Annotated in this window: 13 protein-coding genes; 1 reads left to right on the forward strand and 12 read right to left on the reverse strand. The window is 45.3% G+C overall.

The features are described 5' to 3' along the window. Positions 1-100: 100 nt before the first annotated feature. Both MKX36_RS18255 and MKX36_RS18260 read right to left on the reverse strand, forming a co-directional pair. Positions 101-526 carry a hypothetical protein gene (locus MKX36_RS18255; protein WP_007431573.1) on the reverse strand — a complete coding sequence of 142 codons (426 nt, stop codon included), beginning with the start codon at positions 524-526 and terminating at the stop codon, positions 101-103. Positions 527-645: 119 nt separating this feature from the next. Next, on the reverse strand, positions 646-2,814 hold the full coding sequence (locus MKX36_RS18260) for a hypothetical protein (RefSeq protein ID WP_025365581.1): 2,169 nt from the start codon (positions 2,812-2,814) through the stop codon (positions 646-648). 637 nt (positions 2,815-3,451) lie between these two features. On the opposite strand from MKX36_RS18260, the gene MKX36_RS18265 reads away from it, so the two are divergent. Further along, the gene (locus MKX36_RS18265) at positions 3,452-5,542 is read left to right on the forward strand and encodes a vWA domain-containing protein (protein ID WP_340865277.1); all 2,091 of its coding nucleotides are present in this window, start codon (positions 3,452-3,454) and stop codon (positions 5,540-5,542) included. Between the two features lie 40 nt (positions 5,543-5,582). On the opposite strand, the gene MKX36_RS18270 is transcribed toward MKX36_RS18265, so the two are convergent. From MKX36_RS18270 to MKX36_RS18315, 10 genes are all read right to left on the reverse strand, one after another. After that, positions 5,583-6,494, reverse strand: coding sequence for a serine/threonine protein kinase (locus MKX36_RS18270; protein ID WP_340865278.1), 912 nt, complete (start codon positions 6,492-6,494; stop codon positions 5,583-5,585). Between the two features lie 177 nt (positions 6,495-6,671). Beyond that, complete coding sequence (locus tag MKX36_RS18275) at positions 6,672-7,925, reverse strand: L-lactate MFS transporter (protein WP_340865279.1); 1,254 nt, start codon at positions 7,923-7,925, stop codon at positions 6,672-6,674. A gap of 189 nt (positions 7,926-8,114) precedes the next feature. Beyond that, positions 8,115-8,879 carry a LytR/AlgR family response regulator transcription factor gene (locus MKX36_RS18280; RefSeq protein ID WP_113050079.1) on the reverse strand — a complete coding sequence of 255 codons (765 nt, stop codon included), beginning with the start codon at positions 8,877-8,879 and terminating at the stop codon, positions 8,115-8,117. Continuing rightward, on the reverse strand, positions 8,876-10,537 hold the full coding sequence (locus MKX36_RS18285) for a sensor histidine kinase (RefSeq protein WP_340865282.1): 1,662 nt from the start codon (positions 10,535-10,537) through the stop codon (positions 8,876-8,878). Before MKX36_RS18285 ends, MKX36_RS18280 begins: the two co-directional genes overlap by 4 nt. Before the next feature lie 58 nt (positions 10,538-10,595). Continuing rightward, the gene (locus MKX36_RS18290) at positions 10,596-11,582 is read right to left on the reverse strand and encodes a S66 family peptidase (RefSeq protein ID WP_340865283.1); all 987 of its coding nucleotides are present in this window, start codon (positions 11,580-11,582) and stop codon (positions 10,596-10,598) included. 182 nt (positions 11,583-11,764) lie between these two features. Beyond that, positions 11,765-13,261 (reverse strand): methyl-accepting chemotaxis protein, encoded by a 1,497-nt coding sequence (locus MKX36_RS18295; RefSeq protein ID WP_031462043.1) that lies wholly within the window; start codon positions 13,259-13,261, stop codon positions 11,765-11,767. A 208-nt stretch (positions 13,262-13,469) separates the two neighbouring features. Beyond that, on the reverse strand, positions 13,470-14,111 hold the full coding sequence (locus tag MKX36_RS18300) for a 50S ribosomal protein L25 (protein WP_019688287.1): 642 nt from the start codon (positions 14,109-14,111) through the stop codon (positions 13,470-13,472). Positions 14,112-14,345: 234 nt separating this feature from the next. Then, a complete protein-coding gene (pulA, locus tag MKX36_RS18305; protein WP_340865284.1) occupies positions 14,346-16,874 on the reverse strand; it encodes a type I pullulanase in 2,529 nt (842 codons plus the stop codon). 267 nt (positions 16,875-17,141) lie between these two features. After that, positions 17,142-18,797, reverse strand: coding sequence for an amino acid ABC transporter ATP-binding/permease protein (locus MKX36_RS18310; protein WP_340865285.1), 1,656 nt, complete (start codon positions 18,795-18,797; stop codon positions 17,142-17,144). Further along, positions 18,790-20,943: a DUF454 family protein gene (locus MKX36_RS18315; protein ID WP_340865286.1), complete on the reverse strand. Its 2,154-nt coding sequence runs from the start codon at positions 20,941-20,943 to the stop codon at positions 18,790-18,792. The genes MKX36_RS18310 and MKX36_RS18315 overlap by 8 nt, the downstream gene beginning before the upstream one ends. Positions 20,944-21,044 lie beyond the last annotated feature (101 nt).

Raw genomic sequence — 21,044 nt, forward strand, 5'->3', positions numbered from 1 at the left:
AATATTAAGAGACCCGTAGGCCTCTTAATATTTATCCACCCTTCACGTATGCGCCGGGTGAGTGTGTGTTTAAGCTGCGCTTAACATTAAGACGTTAAGCTTAAACTGGATATCCGCCGTCGATGGTAGCCAGCTCGGTTTTGTCTTTCTTTTGTTTGATGTAGAGTGTAAACGCACCTACACCTTCTGTGTCGCCGAAGTGCTCGTTGTAGTCTACAACAAAAGCATTCGGGAAGTAGATTTTACGCACTACTTGATCGGCTGCGATAACTTCCAGTGTTACTTTACGGTAGCTGTCTGCTTTTTCAGCAGGAACCAGAGACCACAAAGCCAGTTTCAGTGTGTCATCCGCGCTGTCACCATCTACTGCTGTGATGATTTTACCGCTGATGCGCAGCGTGGAGCCTACGTCAGTGGAGCGTGCATTGGAATCGTCCGGTGTATCGGTGTCATAAATAACCGTTTGGATGTTATCCAAGCCCAGCTCGATTGTTTCTTGTCCTTCTACTTTCAATCTGAATCCCATGTGTGTTGCCTCCTTGATATTAGGTAAAATGATGGCGGAAGAAGCAGGGCTTCTCCGCGATTTATGTATAAAGGCGGTTCTGGATAGAAACGCCTCTACCATCTTTCGTAGTGCTCGGATCATGATTTGACCGAGCTGGTTCCCTTAGTGATCATGACTTCCAGGTTCTTCACATTACCATTGAAGACCAGATCGATATGACACATATTGCTTTTCTCGTCAATAATGAAGCTCATATCATCTCCGTCCTGAATGATCGAGTTCACAGATCCTCTGCTGCTCAGCCACTTGCTCTTCTGGCTGCTCGGATTGTTACTAAAGAAGCGGACGATATTTTCGTGCTTGAAGTCACCTGTTTGGTAGCGCAAAATACGTTCAATGTACGTGCTGACCAGCGTTTTGTAGATAGAGTCAAAGCCGTCCTCGGACATCGCCATGCTTCTTGCCTTGTAGACAGTAATCCGGCGGATATCCTTATCCTGAATCTGAGCATTCTCGGACGAGAATACAAAGCCAAAGTTTTTACGGTTGATGGCATCCTTGATCGTGTTGGTGAACCCAGTGATTTCCTTGGCCATCGTCGTCACCGTGCGCAGACTGTTGTCTCCAGCTTCAATGTCGAAGCGTACACCCGGGAAGTTTTTATTGACCGTTTTGAACGTCTCACGCAGGTATTCAGGACATTGATAGGAAGCGACCAAGCCAGCGGCCACATAGGCAGCGCCCACATATACGCCCTCAATCCACAGCTTGAGAATATCTTCTTTTTCCTTGGAGAGCTGCACACCGTCTTCGGTCTGTAGCATTTTGCTATCAATAATGACACCCGATTTATCCTTCGGAATAATGGTAAAGTTTGGTACACAAGGAATCGCAAATTCGCTATATTCTCTGCGTACAAGACTGGCGCATTTATCGACATATTTATCGATGCCTGCTGTCGCCATACTGTTGAAGGTCGTCTCTTCACCGGATTCAAAGTTAAAGAACATTTGAATTTTGTAATCCTTCACGACTTGCAGCAGCATCGAAAGCGATTCCATCGAATTTCCGCCCTGCTTTACGACCTTCTCGTTGCCCTTAAAGCGTTCACGAGAAACTTTTACCTTACCGGCTGCTTCAAGCTCGATAGATGGAACGATCCCGAACCAGATGGTGTCGCTGAATTCATTTTTGGCATTTACGGTGTTCAGGTACGTTTCCAGACGCGGGATATTGCTACTTTTCACCAGCATGTCCAGCTTGTTATTCGCTACCAGCATTGTCGGCAGCATCCCTTTGCTCTTCGTCGCATATTGATCGAAGAACATTTTGACACCGAGGATTTTTTCTACCAGCGGCTTAACCGCCTTTACAAAATCATCCTTGGCATTTTTATAGAACTCCAGATACGTGTTGTAGTTCTGAACTTCAACCGCTGTGTCAACCTTGGTCTGAACAGCTGGCAGTGGCACAAACGTGCGAACCACCAAGTCCTTCACATAGTCAGAAGGCGTATCTGTGATAGAGTTGTAATCTTCTTCGAATACTTGGGAGAGATCGCCAGTGCTGTTCTCATCCAACAGCATCAGTTCAGTACTTTCGCTCTTCGGCGCTTCAATAATTTTCAGTTCGCCGCTTTCCCCAATGGAGAGCATACCCACCTGGATCAACTCACCGGCGTTTTCCTCTTGGGCCCCACCGAGCAGAAGTCGGGTTTTGATGTCCTCAATGGCCAGTGGCAGCATAGCCATAACGTTGTTATAGTTCTGGCTCGCTTCCTCGAACATGGCATTCAGTTTGTCACCCATGTCGAGTTTCTTCGGATCGCCATCATCCAGCTTGTCGTATTCACCGTACATATAGTGAATTTCTTTGCGGACTTGACGAATATCATCCATAACCTTTTTCGGTGAAATCATATCCAGCAGATTTTCAAATTTGAAATCTACATTGGTGATTCCTTGACTGCGCTTAGTATCAATAAGCGTAAACAACATTTTCAGAAAATCATTGCTTTGATTGATACGAATTTCAGAAATGCTATCCTCATCAATTCCCTCAGGCTTTTTAAGGGTGTAGACGACCTTTTGATTGGCCGCGTTAAAAAATGAATACACGGTCGGTGAAAACTTATCCAAAAATTCGTCAAAGCTGCGCACCAGAAGGTGCTGATTAATTTCCTTGATCTTCTCATCGCTCAAGCTGTCGATACCCTTCACATCACCTACAATGGTGATCAAGTCCAGCTTTTCCGGGTTAATCTCTTCAAAAAGCATTGTCCGGTTGGTTTGATAAATGATTTCCATCGCTGTCGACAAATGAATAAAGTTTGAGTATAGGTCCATTGCTCCATATTCGGACATGGGATGTCCAATTTGAAACGGACGAATATTCATTTTTAGTTCATTTGCCTCCTCCCCCCTACTTAACATTTAAATTCGTCAAAGGATTGAGCTTATACCACATTTACGGTACAGGCATATAACCTCGAAAATCGGTCCGAAGCGCTATTCGGCTTTTAACGGCAAGGCATTCAAATGAGATAAAATTCAAAATCAAAAGTCATATAACACAGAAACTTCAAATTTATGATTTCGTATTCCTAACTTCAATCCCAATTTTTGCCGTTGATACGAGAGCTATCATACAAAGCACCCTTTAGTTTTGTCAATTTCTGTAGTCTCAGATTGAAATAGGGCATTTTGGCTCATTTTATGCGTGAATACGTAATTTTTATGATATGTTAGACCTGTTTCTTCAGGGAAATATTCACAAATGGAATCCAATTGCCGATAGAAGTTCATTGGATATTTCTGATAAGCGTAAAAGTATCAAATTCATGGCTAATGTGAGGGTTTTCAGCTGTTTTGATCCTTTATCCCTTATATCCCAAGGATTAGGAGAGTTGGCACGCCCACATTGGTCTCGCCGATGGAGGAGCTTATGTTCAGAATAAGGAAACTAGGAATTATCATTTTCATGACTTTTGTACTATTTTTCCAAATGGGCTTAAACGGGGTCATTTGCACTGTAAATCAGGCTAATGCAGCATCTTTGGGGACTGCTCCGATCGAGGGTTACGATGCTGTTTTTGTACTGGATACCAGCTATTCCATGAGAGACACGGATCCCGAGGGTATTGCCGCCGAAGTTATTAGTATGTTTATGGACTTAAGTGATGCAGACCGTACACGCGTGGGTTTCGTCGCCTACAACCATCATGTTGTCGCCTCAAAACCACTTACCTCGATTGGCGTGGCAGCGCAAAAATCGCAAATCCAGCAGGAAATCAGAATGTTGAACCGTTCTGGCTATACAGATTTGGGACTTGGGCTGCGTAAAGGCTCAGAACTGCTAGCTGCCGGAGCATCCCAAGGGCGTCAGCCTTTTATGATTTTATTGTCAGATGGAGAGACTGATTTTGGTGCCTCTTCTGGTTCTCGGTCTAAGGGTGACTCGAATAACGATGTATCCTCTGTCATCAAATCTGCACAGACCAAGGGATACCCGGTGTATACGATTGGCCTGAACCATGATGGCACGGTAAACCGGCAAGAACTCGAACGGATCGCTTCTCAAACGGGAGGAACTTCTTTTATTACGAGTAGTGCTGAGGATCTGCCGGAAATTCTGAATCGTATTTTTGCCAGTCAAATTCGCTCCAAACTCGTTCCAGTTGCTGCAATTACGACCACTGGCGAGATGCAAGAATTAACGGTGACTCTACCGGACTCTAGTATGGAGGAAGCCAATCTGGTGCTTTTGTCGGAGCATCCCCTGCTGGAAACCCAGCTATACTCCAATTCAGAAAATGTCCGTAGGTACAAGTCGAGCCGATATGCAATTTTGAAAATTGAGCATCCACAAGCAGGTAAAGTGAAGTTGAAATTACGGGGCATACGCGGAGATTTGGTTAAAATCAATTTACTTGGCAGCTACCGACTGGAAGCTGAAGCTACTATAGGAGGAACGCAAACAACAGCAACTCATGGCGACAAGCCTATGCAATTGCTGAAGGGACAAGCGACACCATTTCAAGCTCAGCTCCTGTTACCGGATGGCCAAAATCTTACAGATGAGGCCATATATACTTCTCTTGAAGCCCATATTATAGTTACCCCTGTAAAAGGCGGTACAGCTAAAAAGGTGCCTATGACCTATAAGTCAGGAGCCTTTCATACCGAATATGCGTTCCCACAAACGGGTGATTATACATGGCAGCTATCTCTGGATAGTCCGCAGTGGTACCGTAAGGGAATTGTACATAAAGTTCACGCCACCAATGCAGCACCACAAGCTTTAAAAGACCTGACGATACATCTGGTAAAAGAAGACGGTGACTCCCGTCGAAGTTTAGAGGATTTTATTGTTGATCCCAATCATGACAAGCTGAATTATAAGCTGGATTCAGGAGCCTCTGAGGATACAATTAATGCCGAGATTAACGGTAATGATCTGCTGCTATCCAAGCTTCACACAGGTGACACGAAGCTAAAGATTACCGCTACCGATCCAGAAGGTGCATCCAGTAGCGCTATACTGACCGTTTCAGTCCAATCCCGGTATACAGCCATTAAATGGACGGTAGCCATCAGCATTGTGATAGCTGCTCTTCTGTATTGGTTCTTGCGACCGAAGCCGCAGTTTGCTGGAAGAATCGAAGGATATTTTCTCGCTACAGCGAGTGGACAGGAGATTCCGGTTAAATCTTGGCCGCTGACCTCCTTTCCGGGTCATAAGGTCAGCTTGCAGGAGTTATTCCGTACGCTTGACGTTCACGAACCGTTGCCAGAAGCGGAACGAATCCTATTTTCCGCAGGTAAAAAAGGGGCTCTGATCGTGAAACATGATACACGCTGTGCCCTGCAGCATGGAAAAATCAGATTGACTCGCAACAAAAAAGCGGTCATGGCGTATGGTGACAAACTGTACATCACATTTGAGGATGGCATCACTGAAATTGAGCTGCGCTACAAAGCGATTAAGCCGAACACTTCAGTCTACACCGACCACATTCAAGCTCCGACAGGATAACGTCCGTCGGAATAAAAAAGAGAAGCACCTACTCTTACGATTAACGAACCGTAAGAGTAGGGCGCTTCCCTTTTTTTATCCAATATTCCGCACGTAGTGCGGCTTTAAACCATCGAAGTGAGCGGCAACGCTTGTTAGCCTGTACCTCCAGGCCACGCCGAATCACGTACGGCAGTAGTGAAATCCCTGCATTTTCGATCCGAATCCGATCGGTCCGATCTGCAAATAATCTGCCTGGCACATCTGGTGGAGGTGATCCTTTTTGGCAATAATACAGCGTTGCGGCCAAGCTATAAATATCCGATACAGGTCCTTGCCGCGAACGGTTAGAGTAAAATTCCAGCGGAGAATAGCCTGCCGTCGTGAAGATCGGATGCTCCTTGCCTTCAAAATGCACAGCAGAGCCAAAATCAATCAGCTTGATGTTGCCATGTTCCCCAACCATAATATTGCCTGGCTTAATGTCCCGATGAATAATTCCTTTGTTGTGTATATACTCCAAGGCATCAATTAATGGTAGCAACGTTTGGTACAAAAAAGTAGGATCAGACGTTGGCACAGCTTCTTCTTTCATCATTCGATCCAGCGTCTTGCCTGCACAGTATTCCATGACCAGATAAGCAGTTCCATTTTCCTCAAAGTGATCTATATAACCGACAACCCCCGGATGATTTAATTCCTTCAACATTTGCCCTTCACGCAAGAAATAATGCATAAACTCTACATATTTGGATTGCATAGAAGCGCTACAAGTGACCGTTTTTCGATCCATCCCCCGCAAAGCCAGCGCATTCGGAAAAAATTCCTTTACAATCACCTTTTCTCGGTTATCCAACAGCCTTGCCGTATACACGATGGCCAGCTCACTGCGGGACAAGGCGCTTCGAATTTGATATGTATTTCGCAGCTTCGTATTGCGGGCAAGCAGATTCCCGCTTGTATCCACGATCATGACTCGTCCTCCTGTCAGGTTCTTAGCTTATGTCTTTTGTATATATCGGCTTATTACACGTCTTTTTATTATACCGTAAATCAGGTTATTGGAAAAACAAATAACCTGCCATAATCTCCCTTAGAGAAATGATGACAGGTCTTTTGGCATTCATCTGGTCCTATTTTCTCAAATCGTTTAACCTAATTTTGTGCCTGGCTTCATGCTGCGCACACCGTTGGTATTTTTCTTCTGTTCGCTGCGCAGTTTGCCTTTACCTTGTTCTGGAGTGCGAATGGTGAGGGCAATCAGGAACGATACGACGCACAGCACAGCAATTGTGGTAAAGGTCGGGATAAATCCGCCGAGCAAGGCAGCGATAAATGACCCCGCCAGCGCACCAAGGCCAAAGCCCTGATACACAATACCATAGTTTTTGCTTTGGTTCTTCAGACCGAAGAAATCAGCTACGATGGCAGGAAAGACGGTAATATTGCCACCGAAGCAAAAAGCAATTCCTGCTACACAGGCAAAGAACAAACCAAAATTCAGGGGTACCAGACTCAGTACTGTAACTGCAACTGCTGTTGTTAAAAGTGCACCTGCTACCACTTTCAGACGACCCACCTTGTCCGATAGCGCACCTAATATAATCCGACCCGCCGTGTTGAAAATAGCGACCATAGCGACCGCATTGGCGGCTGTTGCTACATCCAAGCCAGCCATCCGTACACCGATATCTTTGACCACTCCGATCAGGTAGAGACCACTCATACAAGCGGTAAAGAACATGACGAACAGCAGGTATGCCTGCTTGGTGCGCAGCATTTCTTTAACGGTATAGTCCCGCTGTACAGCCCCATTTTGTACCGAAGGTTTGTTTATGACTACTGCTTCTTTCACCAGGAAAGAACCACCGACAATCATGATCAGCACGATGATACCCCAATATAGAAATGCCTGCGATACACCAACAGACTGAATCAGCGAACCGTTAATATACTTAAATATCAGACTGCCTGTACCGTAGGCCCCAACTGAAATACCGGAAATGAGTCCTTTTTTCTCAGGAAACCATTTAATCAGATTTGACAGTGATGTAATATATGCCGTTCCATCCGCAAAACCTACGACAATACCTGCCAAAATGTACAGCAGGGATAACGAAGTTACCTGTGAACTGAGCATGAGCCCTGCCCCTAGTACGATACCTGCACACAAAATCAGACGACGAAGTCCCCATTTATCCTGTAGCTTGCCTGCGAATAACGTAGCAAACGCCAGTGCAAAACTGGTAATTGAAAAGGTAATAGCGACCGAACTGAGGTTCCAGCCAAAGCGGTCCACCAACGGTTGATTAAATAAGCTCCATGTGTAAATGGTACCTAAGCCCATCTGGACAATAATCGTTCCCAGTACGACCAGCAGGCGATTTCCGCTGTTTGATTTCATATTGATCTCCTCTTTTCATTCCGGCTCTACAGCATCCATTTGTTATGATGATAACCGTGAATCCAGTACGCTTTGCGCCTGTGAAAGAGCAATTCTGTAAGGATTCTGTTTACACGGTTATTATAACCCTGCATGTCAGCTAGAAATCGTTTGAGGAATGAAATGCACATATAGCGGAATGAAATGCCTTTAAAGTCGCATAATTTGCCGAAACTCCTTGGCCTTACTGCGACTCACCGGAATTTCTGCTTCTAGTCCACGCAAACGCAGGAGATACGTATGATTGAACCAGGGTACAATCTCACGGATTTGCGACAGATTAACCGTATACGATCGGTGGCAGCGAAAGAATTCCTGCTGCGGCAGCCGGGCATGAAATTCCGAAATGCTCATCGGCATCGTATATTCTTCATGCCTTGTAAAGACACGAGTTACCTTTTCCTGCGCACACGCATAGTAAATATCGTTCGCATCCGTTACGATAATTTTGTCATTTTTCAGCAGATTAATACGCCCCGGAGCAGCAACGGTACTGGTTTCAGCAGCTCGGGGTTGCCCAGCCTGGACAGGTTCCTGTATTTGAGCGTTTCGCTGCTCATAAGCATTTTCGAGCTTATGCAGCATGGATGCGATCCGTTTTTCATCATATGGCTTGAGAATGTAGTCGAACGCCTCCAGTTCAAAAGCCTGCGCCGCATGTTCTTTATAGGCGGTCGTAAAAATAATATAGGGCTTTTTAGCAAATTTGCTAATGTTCTGTGCCAATAGCATCCCGTCCAATGAAGGAATGTTAATGTCCAGAAAGATCGCATCCGTCTCCTGATCTTGCAGAAACCGGAATACATCCAGTCCATCCTCGAAACTATCGGTCACCTCAATGCTGCTATGAGTCTGAATAAGATACTCCAGCTCTTCACGTGCTGGAAGTTCGTCTTCTACAATTATGGCCTTCATGACTTCTCCTTTGGTATGTCAAAATATACTTCGGTGCCCGGATCATGTTTAAGAATAATGACTCCTTCACCGTACATAAGCTTGAGTCTTCTGTGCACATTGTACAAGCCGATCTGTTTAGCCGGAACTTGATCATGATATAGGTTATCCACTACATCGTCCCGTATACCCACCCCGGTATCAGCTACAGAAATACGTACCTTTTCGCCACGGTCTTTTACAGAAATGGTTACTGTACCTGACCCTTTTTTCTTGAGGATTCCATGATTAATCGCATTCTCAACTAGGGGCTGGATAATTAGGCTCGGAATACGCACGGACACCTCATCCATTACATACTCCACCTGAAGCCGATTGCCGAAGCGAGCTTTTTCAATTTCTACGTAATCCGACACCTGTTGAAGCTCCTTGTGAATTTCGATCAAATCATCATTCAGCTCCAAATTATAACGCAGATAGCCTGACAAATTGATAATCAGCTCTCGCGCCTTATCCGGTTTGGTGCGCGTCGTTGAGGCAATGGCATTCAACGCGTTGAACAGAAAATGAGGGTTGATCTTCGTCTGGAGTGCCTTTAACTCGGCCTTATTCGCCGCTTCCTTAATTTGCTCCACACGCGACACTTCCATTAACGTGGAAATGATCTGAGACAAGCCAATCGCCATCGTCTGCAACGGATACGTGATTTTATAAGCTTTTCGGTAGTAAATCTTTAGGGTTCCGGTTACTTCTCCCCGCTCCTCTAACGGGATAATGAGCAGAGACTGGATTTGGGGCGTTTTGTCGTCAGCAATATGGTTGCGGATCGTGATTTTACCACTGCGGATCGTCGATTTAGTCACATCGCTAATAATTTCATCCCCGATATGATAGCGTTCTTCGCCAAATCCGACGTAAGCCAGTACATCTCGGGTATCCGTAATCGCCACCGCGTCTGCCTTGATGTCTTCTTTTATAATCGAGCAAATCGTATGCAAGGATTCCGCATTAATCGAACGAAAATAAGGCAACGTCTTGTTGGCAATATCCAATGCCAGCTTGGCCTGTCTTGCTGCGATATTCTCCTTTTCCCCCTCTACACTTTGGATCAATAGAACGATTAAACCGATACTGACCTCTCCGATAATCATCGGTAGACCGATCTTGGAAACGATGTCCACACCAAGGCCGTGAGGTTCTGCCATCACCAGAATGAGCAGCATCGTCAACGCTTCACAGACCATACCTGCAGCGATGCCGACCAGCCATCTCTTGGAACGATTGACCCGGCGGCCGATATATCCTGACACCACACCTGCCAGAATACTTGTAATCAAACACGGAATCGAGGTCACTCCCCCGATATCAATTAGATAACGATGGATCCCCGATACAATACCTGTAATGATCCCAACCCAGGGTCCGAACAAAATACCGCCCGCCATAATTGCAATGATTCGAACGTTAACCAGCGAGCCTTCAACTTCAATCCCGGTGTAGGTACCAAACAGGGCAAACATACAGAAAATCAATGTTAGTAAAGTCAGCTCTGCCGGAGAATGACTGTTCTTCTGCAAGGTTTCCTTAAATCGGGGGATACGTGTAATAAAAAACAAACAAATCAGCAACAATGCTGCGCGCTCAAAGAGCTGCATCAGCATTTCCAGCAAGGCGTTCACATGCGTTCCTCCCAAATAAAAACGGATATGGCTACATAGTTGTGTTACTAAAAAACCACTACTCACATATTTCAATTCCTACCCTGCCATTACGGGCACGAATAAGCACCTTCCCGCCAATCGGATATGTAAACTGCGGCGTGGTATGACCAAAATCAGCATCTGCAATCACCGGTATAGAGGCCAATTCTCTTTTCGAACGAATAATTTGCCGCAGCAATTCTTCTGTCATATGCGACGCCTTCTGAAATCGTCCTATGATGATTCCTTTAACCTGATCAAATCCAGGCTGGTGCAACAATGATTGCAAATCCCGGTCAAATGTAGCGGGAGAACTTTCGTAATCATCCTCAACAAACACTATAGTTCCTTTTAGACTTGGCATGTAGGGGGTTCCCTGTAACAAATTCAGAGTACACAAGTTTCCGCCCACAATCGTACCCTCTGCTTCTCCTTCATGAATCGCATATGGACCTGCATTGCGGTGAAAGCTTCTTTGATCCTGATCCAGATACCAAGCATCGTCACTCCACTCTGGCGACGATTGGATTTGAATGCTCCCCTCTTCCAACATTAACCTTTGAAAATAAGTCGTCGTATATTCATTTCCTCGCAACATGGCGAACGTCAAAAAGTGAGGTCCTGCATACGTGATAAGCCCTGTTCTGGCATAAATCGCATGGCTTAACGCCGTTATATCCGAATAGCCACATAATCGTTTAGGATGAGCGCCGATCAGATCATAATCCAGATGGGCTAGAAGCTGATTGGCATTATAGCCCCCAATTGAGGTCAGAATGCCCTTTACCTTTGGATCGACAAAAGCTTCGTGCAAGTCAGCTACTCTAGACTCTATCGAAGAAGATGCAAAGTCATCGTTTTCCAGCACATGCTGTGAAAAGCTCACTTTAAACCCAAGCGCCTCCAGTCTACTCTGAGCAATCAGTCGATTTTCCTCAGAAACAATAGACAAGCTTCGGGATGGCGAAAGAATGCGTATCTCGTCTCCTGCTTTTAATTTAGGTGCTTGCTTTCCCATCATCATAGTCATTCTCCCTTGTTCCAAAGCATTTAAACTGCCACAAATTATACCATCAACTTCCATCTAATTATAGCTTCTAAAACTCCCCACTTCATTCCCTTCTTCCCAATAAGAAGTAAAAAACCGGGGATACCGCTTGTTAGCGATAAGCCCCGGATCTCTAGTCCGATGATGATGCTTTTCGGTTATTTACTTTTGCCGATTTCACTAGAGCTGTTGTTCTCATTCTGATCATGGACCAGCTCTTTCAACTGAATAATCAATGCCTCCAGCTCACTAAATCCCGCTACCATATTGGAGGTTATATTTTGCTGCTCTTCTACTCCAGCCAAAATTTGTTCAGACGCTGCACTTGCTTGTTCTGTCACACTGGAAAATTCCATCATCTCTTGAACGACCTGAGACGAAAATTGTTGCATACTATTCGTACTGGACTCTACCTCCACAGCCTGCACCAATACTTTATTGGCATTTTGCAGGATATCTTCCAGTACAATTTCGGTCGAATGTGCCGACTCCATGCTTTGCTGTAATCTTTCCTGTCCCATGTCAAATTGGCTTACGACGGAATCCATCTGAGTTCTCAGCTGCTCCAAAATACCCTCCATCGCCACTGAGGTGTTCCCAACCATCTCAGCCAAATTACGCACTTCTCCAGCCACGATCGCAAATCCTTTTCCATGCTCTCCCGCTCTGGCGGCCTCAATGGATGCATTCAAGGACAGCAAATTGGTTTGCTTTGAGATTTGAGTAATATCTTTAAGCATGGCAGACATATTGTCACTCTGCAATTTAAACTCATCCAATTCTTCTTTGGTACGACTCATCACCTGACCCAAATCTTTAATTTGAGATGTTAATGCAAGCAGTTGACTACTGCCTCTACCGCCGGCATTTTTCGTATCTTCAGAGAGCTGCTTCAGCTCCCGGGAATGATCGGCAACCTCGCGCACATGCCGGTCAGACTGAGCCAAGTTATCGGTTACCTCAGTGATATTCGAAGCCTGCATCTCTACCCCTTTGGCAACCTCCTGAAACCCGATGGCGACTTCATTCGTCACAATGCCTGTAGCATCCACTTGATTCCTGAATCGTTCTGTAAAGCTATGTAATCCCGCTACAGCTTGCCTCACTTGCTCAAACAGAAATTCAATACGTTGCCTTGTGGCATCCATATTTTTATTTTGTTCCTCCGTTATCTTAAACTGCTTTTGGTTTAACACCGATACCACTAGCAATAGTAACCCAATCAGCACTACAATAATAAATTCATGTACATAACGCAAAGAACCGGTAGCTGGCAGAGTTGCAGGCGTACCGATCGTAATTTGTATAAAAATATTACATAAATTTAAAGTCATAGCTACCAGAAAATATGGATAAGATGGGTAGAGTAGCAACAATGAACAAATAAAGATCGTAGTCACTACCTCCACATTAGATAAGTTCACAAATATACATATTAATGCACTATAAAATGTAATAATCCAAGGAATAAGCCGGATTCCTATCTTTTGTATATTCAGAATCGTCAAAACTGCCGCGACTACTAATCCTACACCGCTAGATATCCACATCGAGGGATTAGATATTGCCGGGAAGATGCTGCTCAAAGTCATAATCCAAAAAATAATGATCACCAATTTGTTTCTTTGCCACAACAATTCATTCGTTCTGTCCATGATTGTGTACGCGCTCCTTAGAGATATATTAGGTATTTATAAAATAAAAATGTAAATACCATACTATATATATCGTCATATCAGAACGCGTATTGAATGATGGTCGTACTTTAAAGACAAAAACCGTCCCCCTAACAGGGAACGGTTTTAATTCACGGTTTGATCATCTTCTTTAATTGGCAAACGTTTAATGTGCCTGCTGAATCCATTAAGATTCCTTGTTTTCGGAAGCCTCTTCAGCACCTTCAGTTGCCGCTGCATCACCTTCCACAGCAGCATTTTCTACTTCGACTGCACGCGGAACGATCACGGATGCCAGCAACTCCTCTTCAGAGACATGCAGCGTCACGCCTTTAGGAAGCTTCAAGTCGCTTGCGCTCAGCTTGTCGCCAATATCCAGTGCGGATACATCCACTTCAATAGTGGACGGCAAGTCAGAAGGCAAACCTTCAACCTCGACTTCTGTTTCTTGAACTTGCAGAATACCGCCTGATTTTGTACCTACAGGCGTACCCTGATAATCAATCGAAACACGCACGCGAAGCGGTTTGTTTTTGGAAATCTTCAAAAAGTCGGCATGCAACCATTGGTTGTCACGCTGTTGATAATCTTTAATAATGACTGGAATCGTTTCTCCGCCTTCTACTGTGAGATTAAAAACCTCTGAACGTCCGGTTCTGATTACTTTATTAAATTCCTTGGCATCGACATGTACAGGGGTTCCCTCGATTTCAGAGCCGTAAACCACAGCTGGAATCCGTCCTTTTAACCTCAATCCACGAATGGCCGAACCCTTCTTCTCTGTTCTCGGCTGGGCGGTTAGTTGAATACTTCCTCCATTAGAACTCATGATATACAACCTCCTTCAGGTTACCTTACAAATGATTTTCCTCCAAGAATCTTGCTTGTTTACCAGTCGTACTACAGAATATAAGCCAGCAAGCTGGCAAAACTAAACAAGTCCATAATTCTATTTTACCCCTTTTTTCTGAAACTGACGCACATTTGCATAAAAAAATAGCATTTCTCGAAATGATCGAAAAATGCTATTTCTCGTGTATATATGGCAACCAGGCATACAAGTCTATCCCGCCCGGTTATCGTTAACCAGTAATAAATATTCCTCTCTGCCACTATGAATCAATACCTGCATCACAGACTGGGTCGGATCTACATCAATATATCGATCTGCCTCCACATCCTTGGCATCCCAGTGATTCAGTCGGACAATGTAGCCAATTCGCTGTACATCAGGAGCCACCCGAATGCGGGCTACTGCCCGACCATCATCCCAATCGTGAAATTCAACATGTCCGTCCTGGTGTCCGGTTCCCCATACCCACACATTCCAGCCAGAGTATTGCCGGTCTGCACGCTCGTAGATCAGTTCAATCGTACGAAACGGAATAACCGCTCTATCGTTTCCTCGCTGGGCATCTGTCATTGCTGTACCTGCAATCTCTTGATTCGTCCCCTCATCTAAGCCCTTCGTTTCGTTATCCACTTGCTCGTTAGCTTGATCTTGCTCAGTCAAAAAGGAGGCTTGGGGAGGTCCAGCCTGATCATACAACACCATCATCGACCAGCGCGATACAGTCACACGATGGCCTACCACTTCATAGCGTGTCTCATTCCCGGCCCCGTGTGCATCCACGACCACATGCCAACGATCCGATTCCGCAGGCAATGATATTGTCTGCTCTGTATCCGAACCGTTATAAATCACCACAATATAATTCCAGGCATCGCCGTTAGCATGATGCCTCAATGCAAAAGCCACCACATGCCCACTGCTTTGCAGGACTTCCATATGCTGCTCCACCAGCTCGCGCTGATCCATACGGAATGCCGGATGACTGCGCCGCAAAGCAATTAAGCCCTGGTAGTAGTCAAACACGGATCGAAACCTCGGCTTGTTATTCCACCGGATAGCGTTTACCACATCAGAGCTTCGGTAGCTGTTATGGTCTCCATATTTGGAACGCAGCAGTTCATCTCCTGCATGGATAAAAGGAATACCTTGCGATGTCAGAATCATGCCGTTAGCCAACAGAGACTTACGTACAGTTTCGTTTTCAAGTAGGTTACTTTCATCCAGTTCCTGATACGGGTCTGCTTCAGCTACGGCTTGTTCGGCTGTCCTTCCATCTTTGGGGTTCCCCTGCTCCCATTGCGGAAAACGACAGTTCTCCCGCACATGTCTCACCGTCAAAATTTTATCCCACAAATTGAGATTATCGTGGGCCGTTACATAATTGACGGTCTCTGATGGATGAGCTGTAAAATCATAGATAGCTCCAAAAGCACCTTGAAGTACCCGTTCCTCCTGATTTTCCGCCCCCGTGGCAAACCCATTCCCGGTACCGTCGCTATCTCCCTTAATGGCAGAGCGGTAATTGTCGTTAAAAACGGCAAAGCCCTTATCCCGCTGCGTTCCTTTTAATGTAAGCAAAGGCTGCGGGGACTCCCCACCCGTCCAAGGCTCACCATAGATCAGCAGATCGGGACGTATTTCAGCGCGAAGCTCTCGGGTAAGCTGCTCTACAGTCGGTGTATCAATTAACGCCATCAAATCAAACCGGAAGCCATCTATGTGATATTCCTCTGCCCAATAGCGTAGTGAATCCTTGATATACTTGCGCACCATCGGACGTTCGGTTGCCAGTTCATTACCTACACCTGATCCATTGGTGAGCTTCCCTTGCTCATCCGTACGGTAATAATATCCTGGTACAATCGGCTCAAACGGACCCTTTTCCACCGAATACGTATGATTGTACACAACATCCATAATGACACCAATGCCAGCAGTATGCAGAGACTGTACCAGCCGTTTCAGCTCTCGTATACGCGTCTGCGGGTCAGCTGGATTGGAAGAGTAAGATCCCTCCGGCACATTATAATGCTGCGGATCATAGCCCCAGTTATATTCAGTTCCTAATTCCGAAAAGTCATTCACCGTATGAAAGTCAGCCACTGGAAGCAAATGAACATGGGTAATGCCCAGCTCCAGCAAATGATCCAGTCCGACACTGTTACCCTCGGAATCCATTAATCCCGTATACGTAAAGGCTGCAAACCGCCCCTGAGCAGTAGATAAATCTTTTATACCCGTATTAAAATCGGGGTCCATCGAAAAATCACGCACATGAAGCTCATAGATAATAGCATCTGTCGTACGCTCAAGTACGGGTCCCTCATCCTGTTCCCATCCATCCGGGTTCGTTCGATCCAAATCAATGATAGCCGTACGTTGCCCGTTGGCTGATACCGCTCTGGCATATGGATCGGTAGCATAATGAATGCTGTGGTCCGCCCACTCCAGCCTGTACATGTAATAATATCTGTTCCAGTCGCCTTCCAGCTCTATAGACCATACTCCGTGACCATCACGATTCATGAGAAATTCCTGACCACCGCCGTGCTCCTGAACGATTCCTTCCTGATCGTACACCCCTGCGTCGGTATACAACGCGATATGAACCTGCTGTGCAGTCGGTGCCCATACCTTAAATTTGCTGCCCGCAGGCGTATAAGTAAGACCCAAATCATAGCCTTCATATATGGGATACGCTGTGTGCTCAAGTCCCTTGAGCTGATTGAAATCAGACATTCCTGTTCACCACCCATTTCTATACATCGGCTTATAGCCTCTGTTCATCCATCATTTATGATGTTTATGACTTGTCAATATACCTCAGGATTTGCAAAATCCTCACCTCATAGGCTATCAAAATAAGACAAGCTTGAAAAGCTGGATGATTTAAATAAGGATGACGCTCCCATTTCAACACGCACACTCCATTTTATGACAAAACGATGAACAGGCTACAGCTTTCGCCTTCAAAGCATCACATTTATTTCCCAGCTTTCATCACGTTCAGGAGAGTCGGCGGTTATCCATTTGAAAAATTTCGTCAGCCATTCGCATAGTAGAGCTTCGATGCGAAACAAGGATAATCGTTTTGTCTTGTTGCTGTTCTTTTAACGATTTTAAAATAATCGCTTCGTTCAAACTGTCCAAATTGCTAGTTGGTTCGTCCAGCAGTAAGAGGGGCGCATCATGAACAAAGGCTCTGGCCAGCCCCAAGCGCTGGCGTTCTCCACCAGACAGCCTGTCCCCCAACTCTCCGACTCGGCTGTCATATCCTTGAGGCAATGTCATAATAAAATCGTGTACTGATGCCTTACGGGCTGCTTCCACAACCTGTTGATGTGTAGCATCCGGCTTTCCAATTTTGATATTAGCTGCAATGGAATCGTCAAACAGGAATGTATGCTGATCGACGTAGCTTTGCACGCTTCTCAAATGTCGGGTCTCAATGTCCTTCAAATCGTGGTCAGATAGTAAAATCCCACCCTTCTGCGGGTCCCTGAATCGCATCAGCAACTTCAGCAACGTTGACTTACCGGACCCACTTTTACCCTGAATACCTATAATTCGCTTGTGTGGTATCGTGAGACTTACATCATTCAGCACCGTTTGACCATCGTATGCAAAAGTCACCTTGTCTATCTGCGCTCCAGTAAAGCCAACGGTCATTCCATTCATATTTTCTTCTACCTCCGGGCTCTCCTCCAGCAGACTTAGCACTCGCTCCCCGCTTGCCAGCGTTTGAAGCAAATTGTTGGACAAATTGCTCAGTGCGACCACCGGACCAAATGAACTAAACAGGGCAATGACTGAAATCAGCATACTTGTAAAATCCATCTGTCCTTTAGACATGCCATACAATCCAGCTAGCAGCATCAAGAATGAAAATCCGACTACAGCTGTATCTGTGACTGCTCTTGTGATGCCTTCATGATGCTTCAAATCCTTCTGCTTGGCATCTAACTGATCCGTACGACGGTTAATTTCATTTAATCGTTGTTCCCCTTGCCCATATTGCACAATTTCCTTCATCCCACGTAAGCTGTCCAAAAAATAACTGCTCAGCTGGCCGAAGCTGCTCCGGTATTCCATCCCTTGGCGCTTGCCGATACGTGTCGTAAGTAGGGGAATAAACAAACCGACGGTTATGTAAGCAAGCGCAGCGATCCAGCCTAGTAAAGGCTCATAAGAGCCTATAAAAAATACCATGAGCAGTGAAGTGATGATGCCAATCATAACAGGCGCTATCGTATGCGCATAAAATACTTCCAGCAGCTCAATATCACTTGTAATCAGCGATATCAGATTCCCTTTGTCCTTGCCTTCAAGCTTGGCTGGAGCCAATCTGCGCAAAGCTTGAAGCACCTTGTCTCGCAGCACAGCCAACAGCTTGAAAGCGAGATAATGGCCACTCATTTGCTCGCCATAACGAAATACACCGCGCAATACAGCACATAGCACGATGGCAGTCAGCAAAAATGTCATGCTGTAGCCTGTCGTGATGCCCGTTGCTGTCAGTAGGGCAAGGGTCCCGTACACAATAATGCCAATAGCACAAGCAAAGCCAAGCACTCCTGTAACAATCGTGATAAGCAGCACAGGTAAAAGAGGTCCTGCCAAGACCAACAATTGACCCATGATTCGTAAACCGGGTCTACGCATATACTGCACCCCCTTTTACAAACTGTTCCATCCGATGCTGACTGAGATACATCTCCGCATAATGTCCCTGCTTGCTCAACAGTTCCTGATGCGTTCCGGATTCTGCCACCAAACCATTTTGCAGCACATAAATACAGTCAGATTGAATTACATTTTCGAGTCTGTGAGAGATGAGAATCACTGTTTTTTGACCTGCCAGTGCATGTATGACCTCCATGATTCCTTCCTCACTCTCAACGTCAATGTTAGAAGTAGCCTCATCAAAAATATATACATGACTGTCGTGCAGCAACGCTCTGGCCAGTGCTAGACGTTGACGCTGTCCTCCTGACAGATTCGCACCCTGCTCCTCTATCTCTGCTTCCAATCCCCCTTCGGAGAGAATAAAATCATACAGTTTCACTTGCCGCAACGCCTCCAGCATTTGTCGCTCATCCGCGTGCTCATTGCCCATTCTCAAATTTGCTTCTACGGTGCCTTTAAAAATATAGCTGTTAAAACCGATCCAGGTCATATGACGCATGCGGCTTTCTTCCGAAATGAAGGTCAGTTCGGTTCCTCCGATCGTTAGGCTTCCTTGATAACCCTCATGATGTCCAACGATCAATCCGGCTACCGTACTTTTACCTGAGCCTGATTCTCCAACAATGGAAACGAAGCTGCCTTGAGGAATGTCCATGGTTATATTACGCAAGGTATCTCTTTCGTCGTAAGCAAAATTTACCCGTTCCAATCGAATGTCTGTAGCTTCTATGCTTTGTTGTCCTTGTACAAGATCCTCTGTACTCAACATTTCGAATATTTTGTCACTTGCTGCCATTCCGTTCATGGCAATATGAAAGTAGGAACCGAGCAGACGCAGCGGGATGAAAAACTCTGCCGACAGCAACACAATGATGAGCGCTCCCGCCAAGCCAATGTGACCCGAAGAATATTCGCTAACAGCGACCAGCACACCTGCGGCGGCACCACCAAATGCGATAAGATCCATGACAGCTACGGAGTTTAACTGCATGGTCAGGACTTTCATTGTCATTTTGCGAAAATCCTCAGCCGCTATGTTCATTTCCTGATGTTTATTCTGGTCTGTCCCATAAATTTTGAGCGTAGTCAGACCTTGTACATTTTCCAAAAAGCTGTGGCCCAAATTGACGTAGCTGCCCCAATATTTCCGAAACAGCTTTTTAGCCATCCGCATAATAACAATAATGGACACTGGAATTAAGGGAACGCAGATCAATAGAATGATAGCCGCTTTGAAGCTGACAAAAGAGAGGGTGATGAACAACGTTACAGGTGCAAGCAGACTATAAAATAGCTGAGGCATGTATCTACCAAAATAGGTTTCAAGCTGCTCCACCCCTTCTACAGCAACCTGAATAACCCCTGAGGTGGAGGTATGATCCGTATAAGAGGGTCCCATCTTTAACAGCTTGCTGTAAATCTGCGAGCGCAGCGTTTTTTTAGCATTGATTGAAGCCCGATAGGACAACATACTGGCTGCGTAATTACTCAGGAAGCGAACGGCAATGGCAGCAATAACAATGACTGTCATGGATAGAATTAGCTGGCGAGTTACTTGTCCTTCCCATGCTTGCTGCATCACAAAGGCCATAGACAAAACGGCGGCTATACTCCCTAAAAGACCGATCCACTGTACGAGCACACCCAAGATGATATATTTGCGAGAATGCTCCACCAGGCCTAGTAGACGACTGTCGACCATTTTAGACCTTTTTTTCGGAGTAGGGACGGCTTCAGATGAAGACGGAGTTTCCGCCTTACCTTCCCTCACAGTTCCGACTCGGAATATAAAATAATAATATTTGAACAGGATGACCAAAACGATGAGCGCCTTGCCCCACACAATGGGGGTAAAGATAAAGCCTGTAATGAGCATAGCTGACGCTAAGCCCAATGACGTAATTTTTGTAGACAGCTTCAACGACCTGGTTTGTACAAAACTTTCCAGATACTTATGGTACAAAGATGTATTCGAAAACCACTGATGAATCCTTTCAGACCCCCGCATAAAGAAAAAGGTTGCCAGCAGCAGAAACGGTGTAGTCGGCAGCAACGGCACCACTACGCCAATCACTCCAAGCGCCAAAAATAAAAACCCTAAGGTAATATAAATCGGTTTCACTGTAATCCCCCTAATATATATACTGTTAATGATATTTTATAGATAATGATAATCATTATCAATATATATAATTTAGTCAGGTTGTTATGTGATGTAAATCA

It is taken from the genome of Paenibacillus sp. FSL W8-0439 (genome assembly GCF_038008995.1).
GTDB lineage: Bacteria > Bacillota > Bacilli > Paenibacillales > Paenibacillaceae > Paenibacillus > Paenibacillus polymyxa.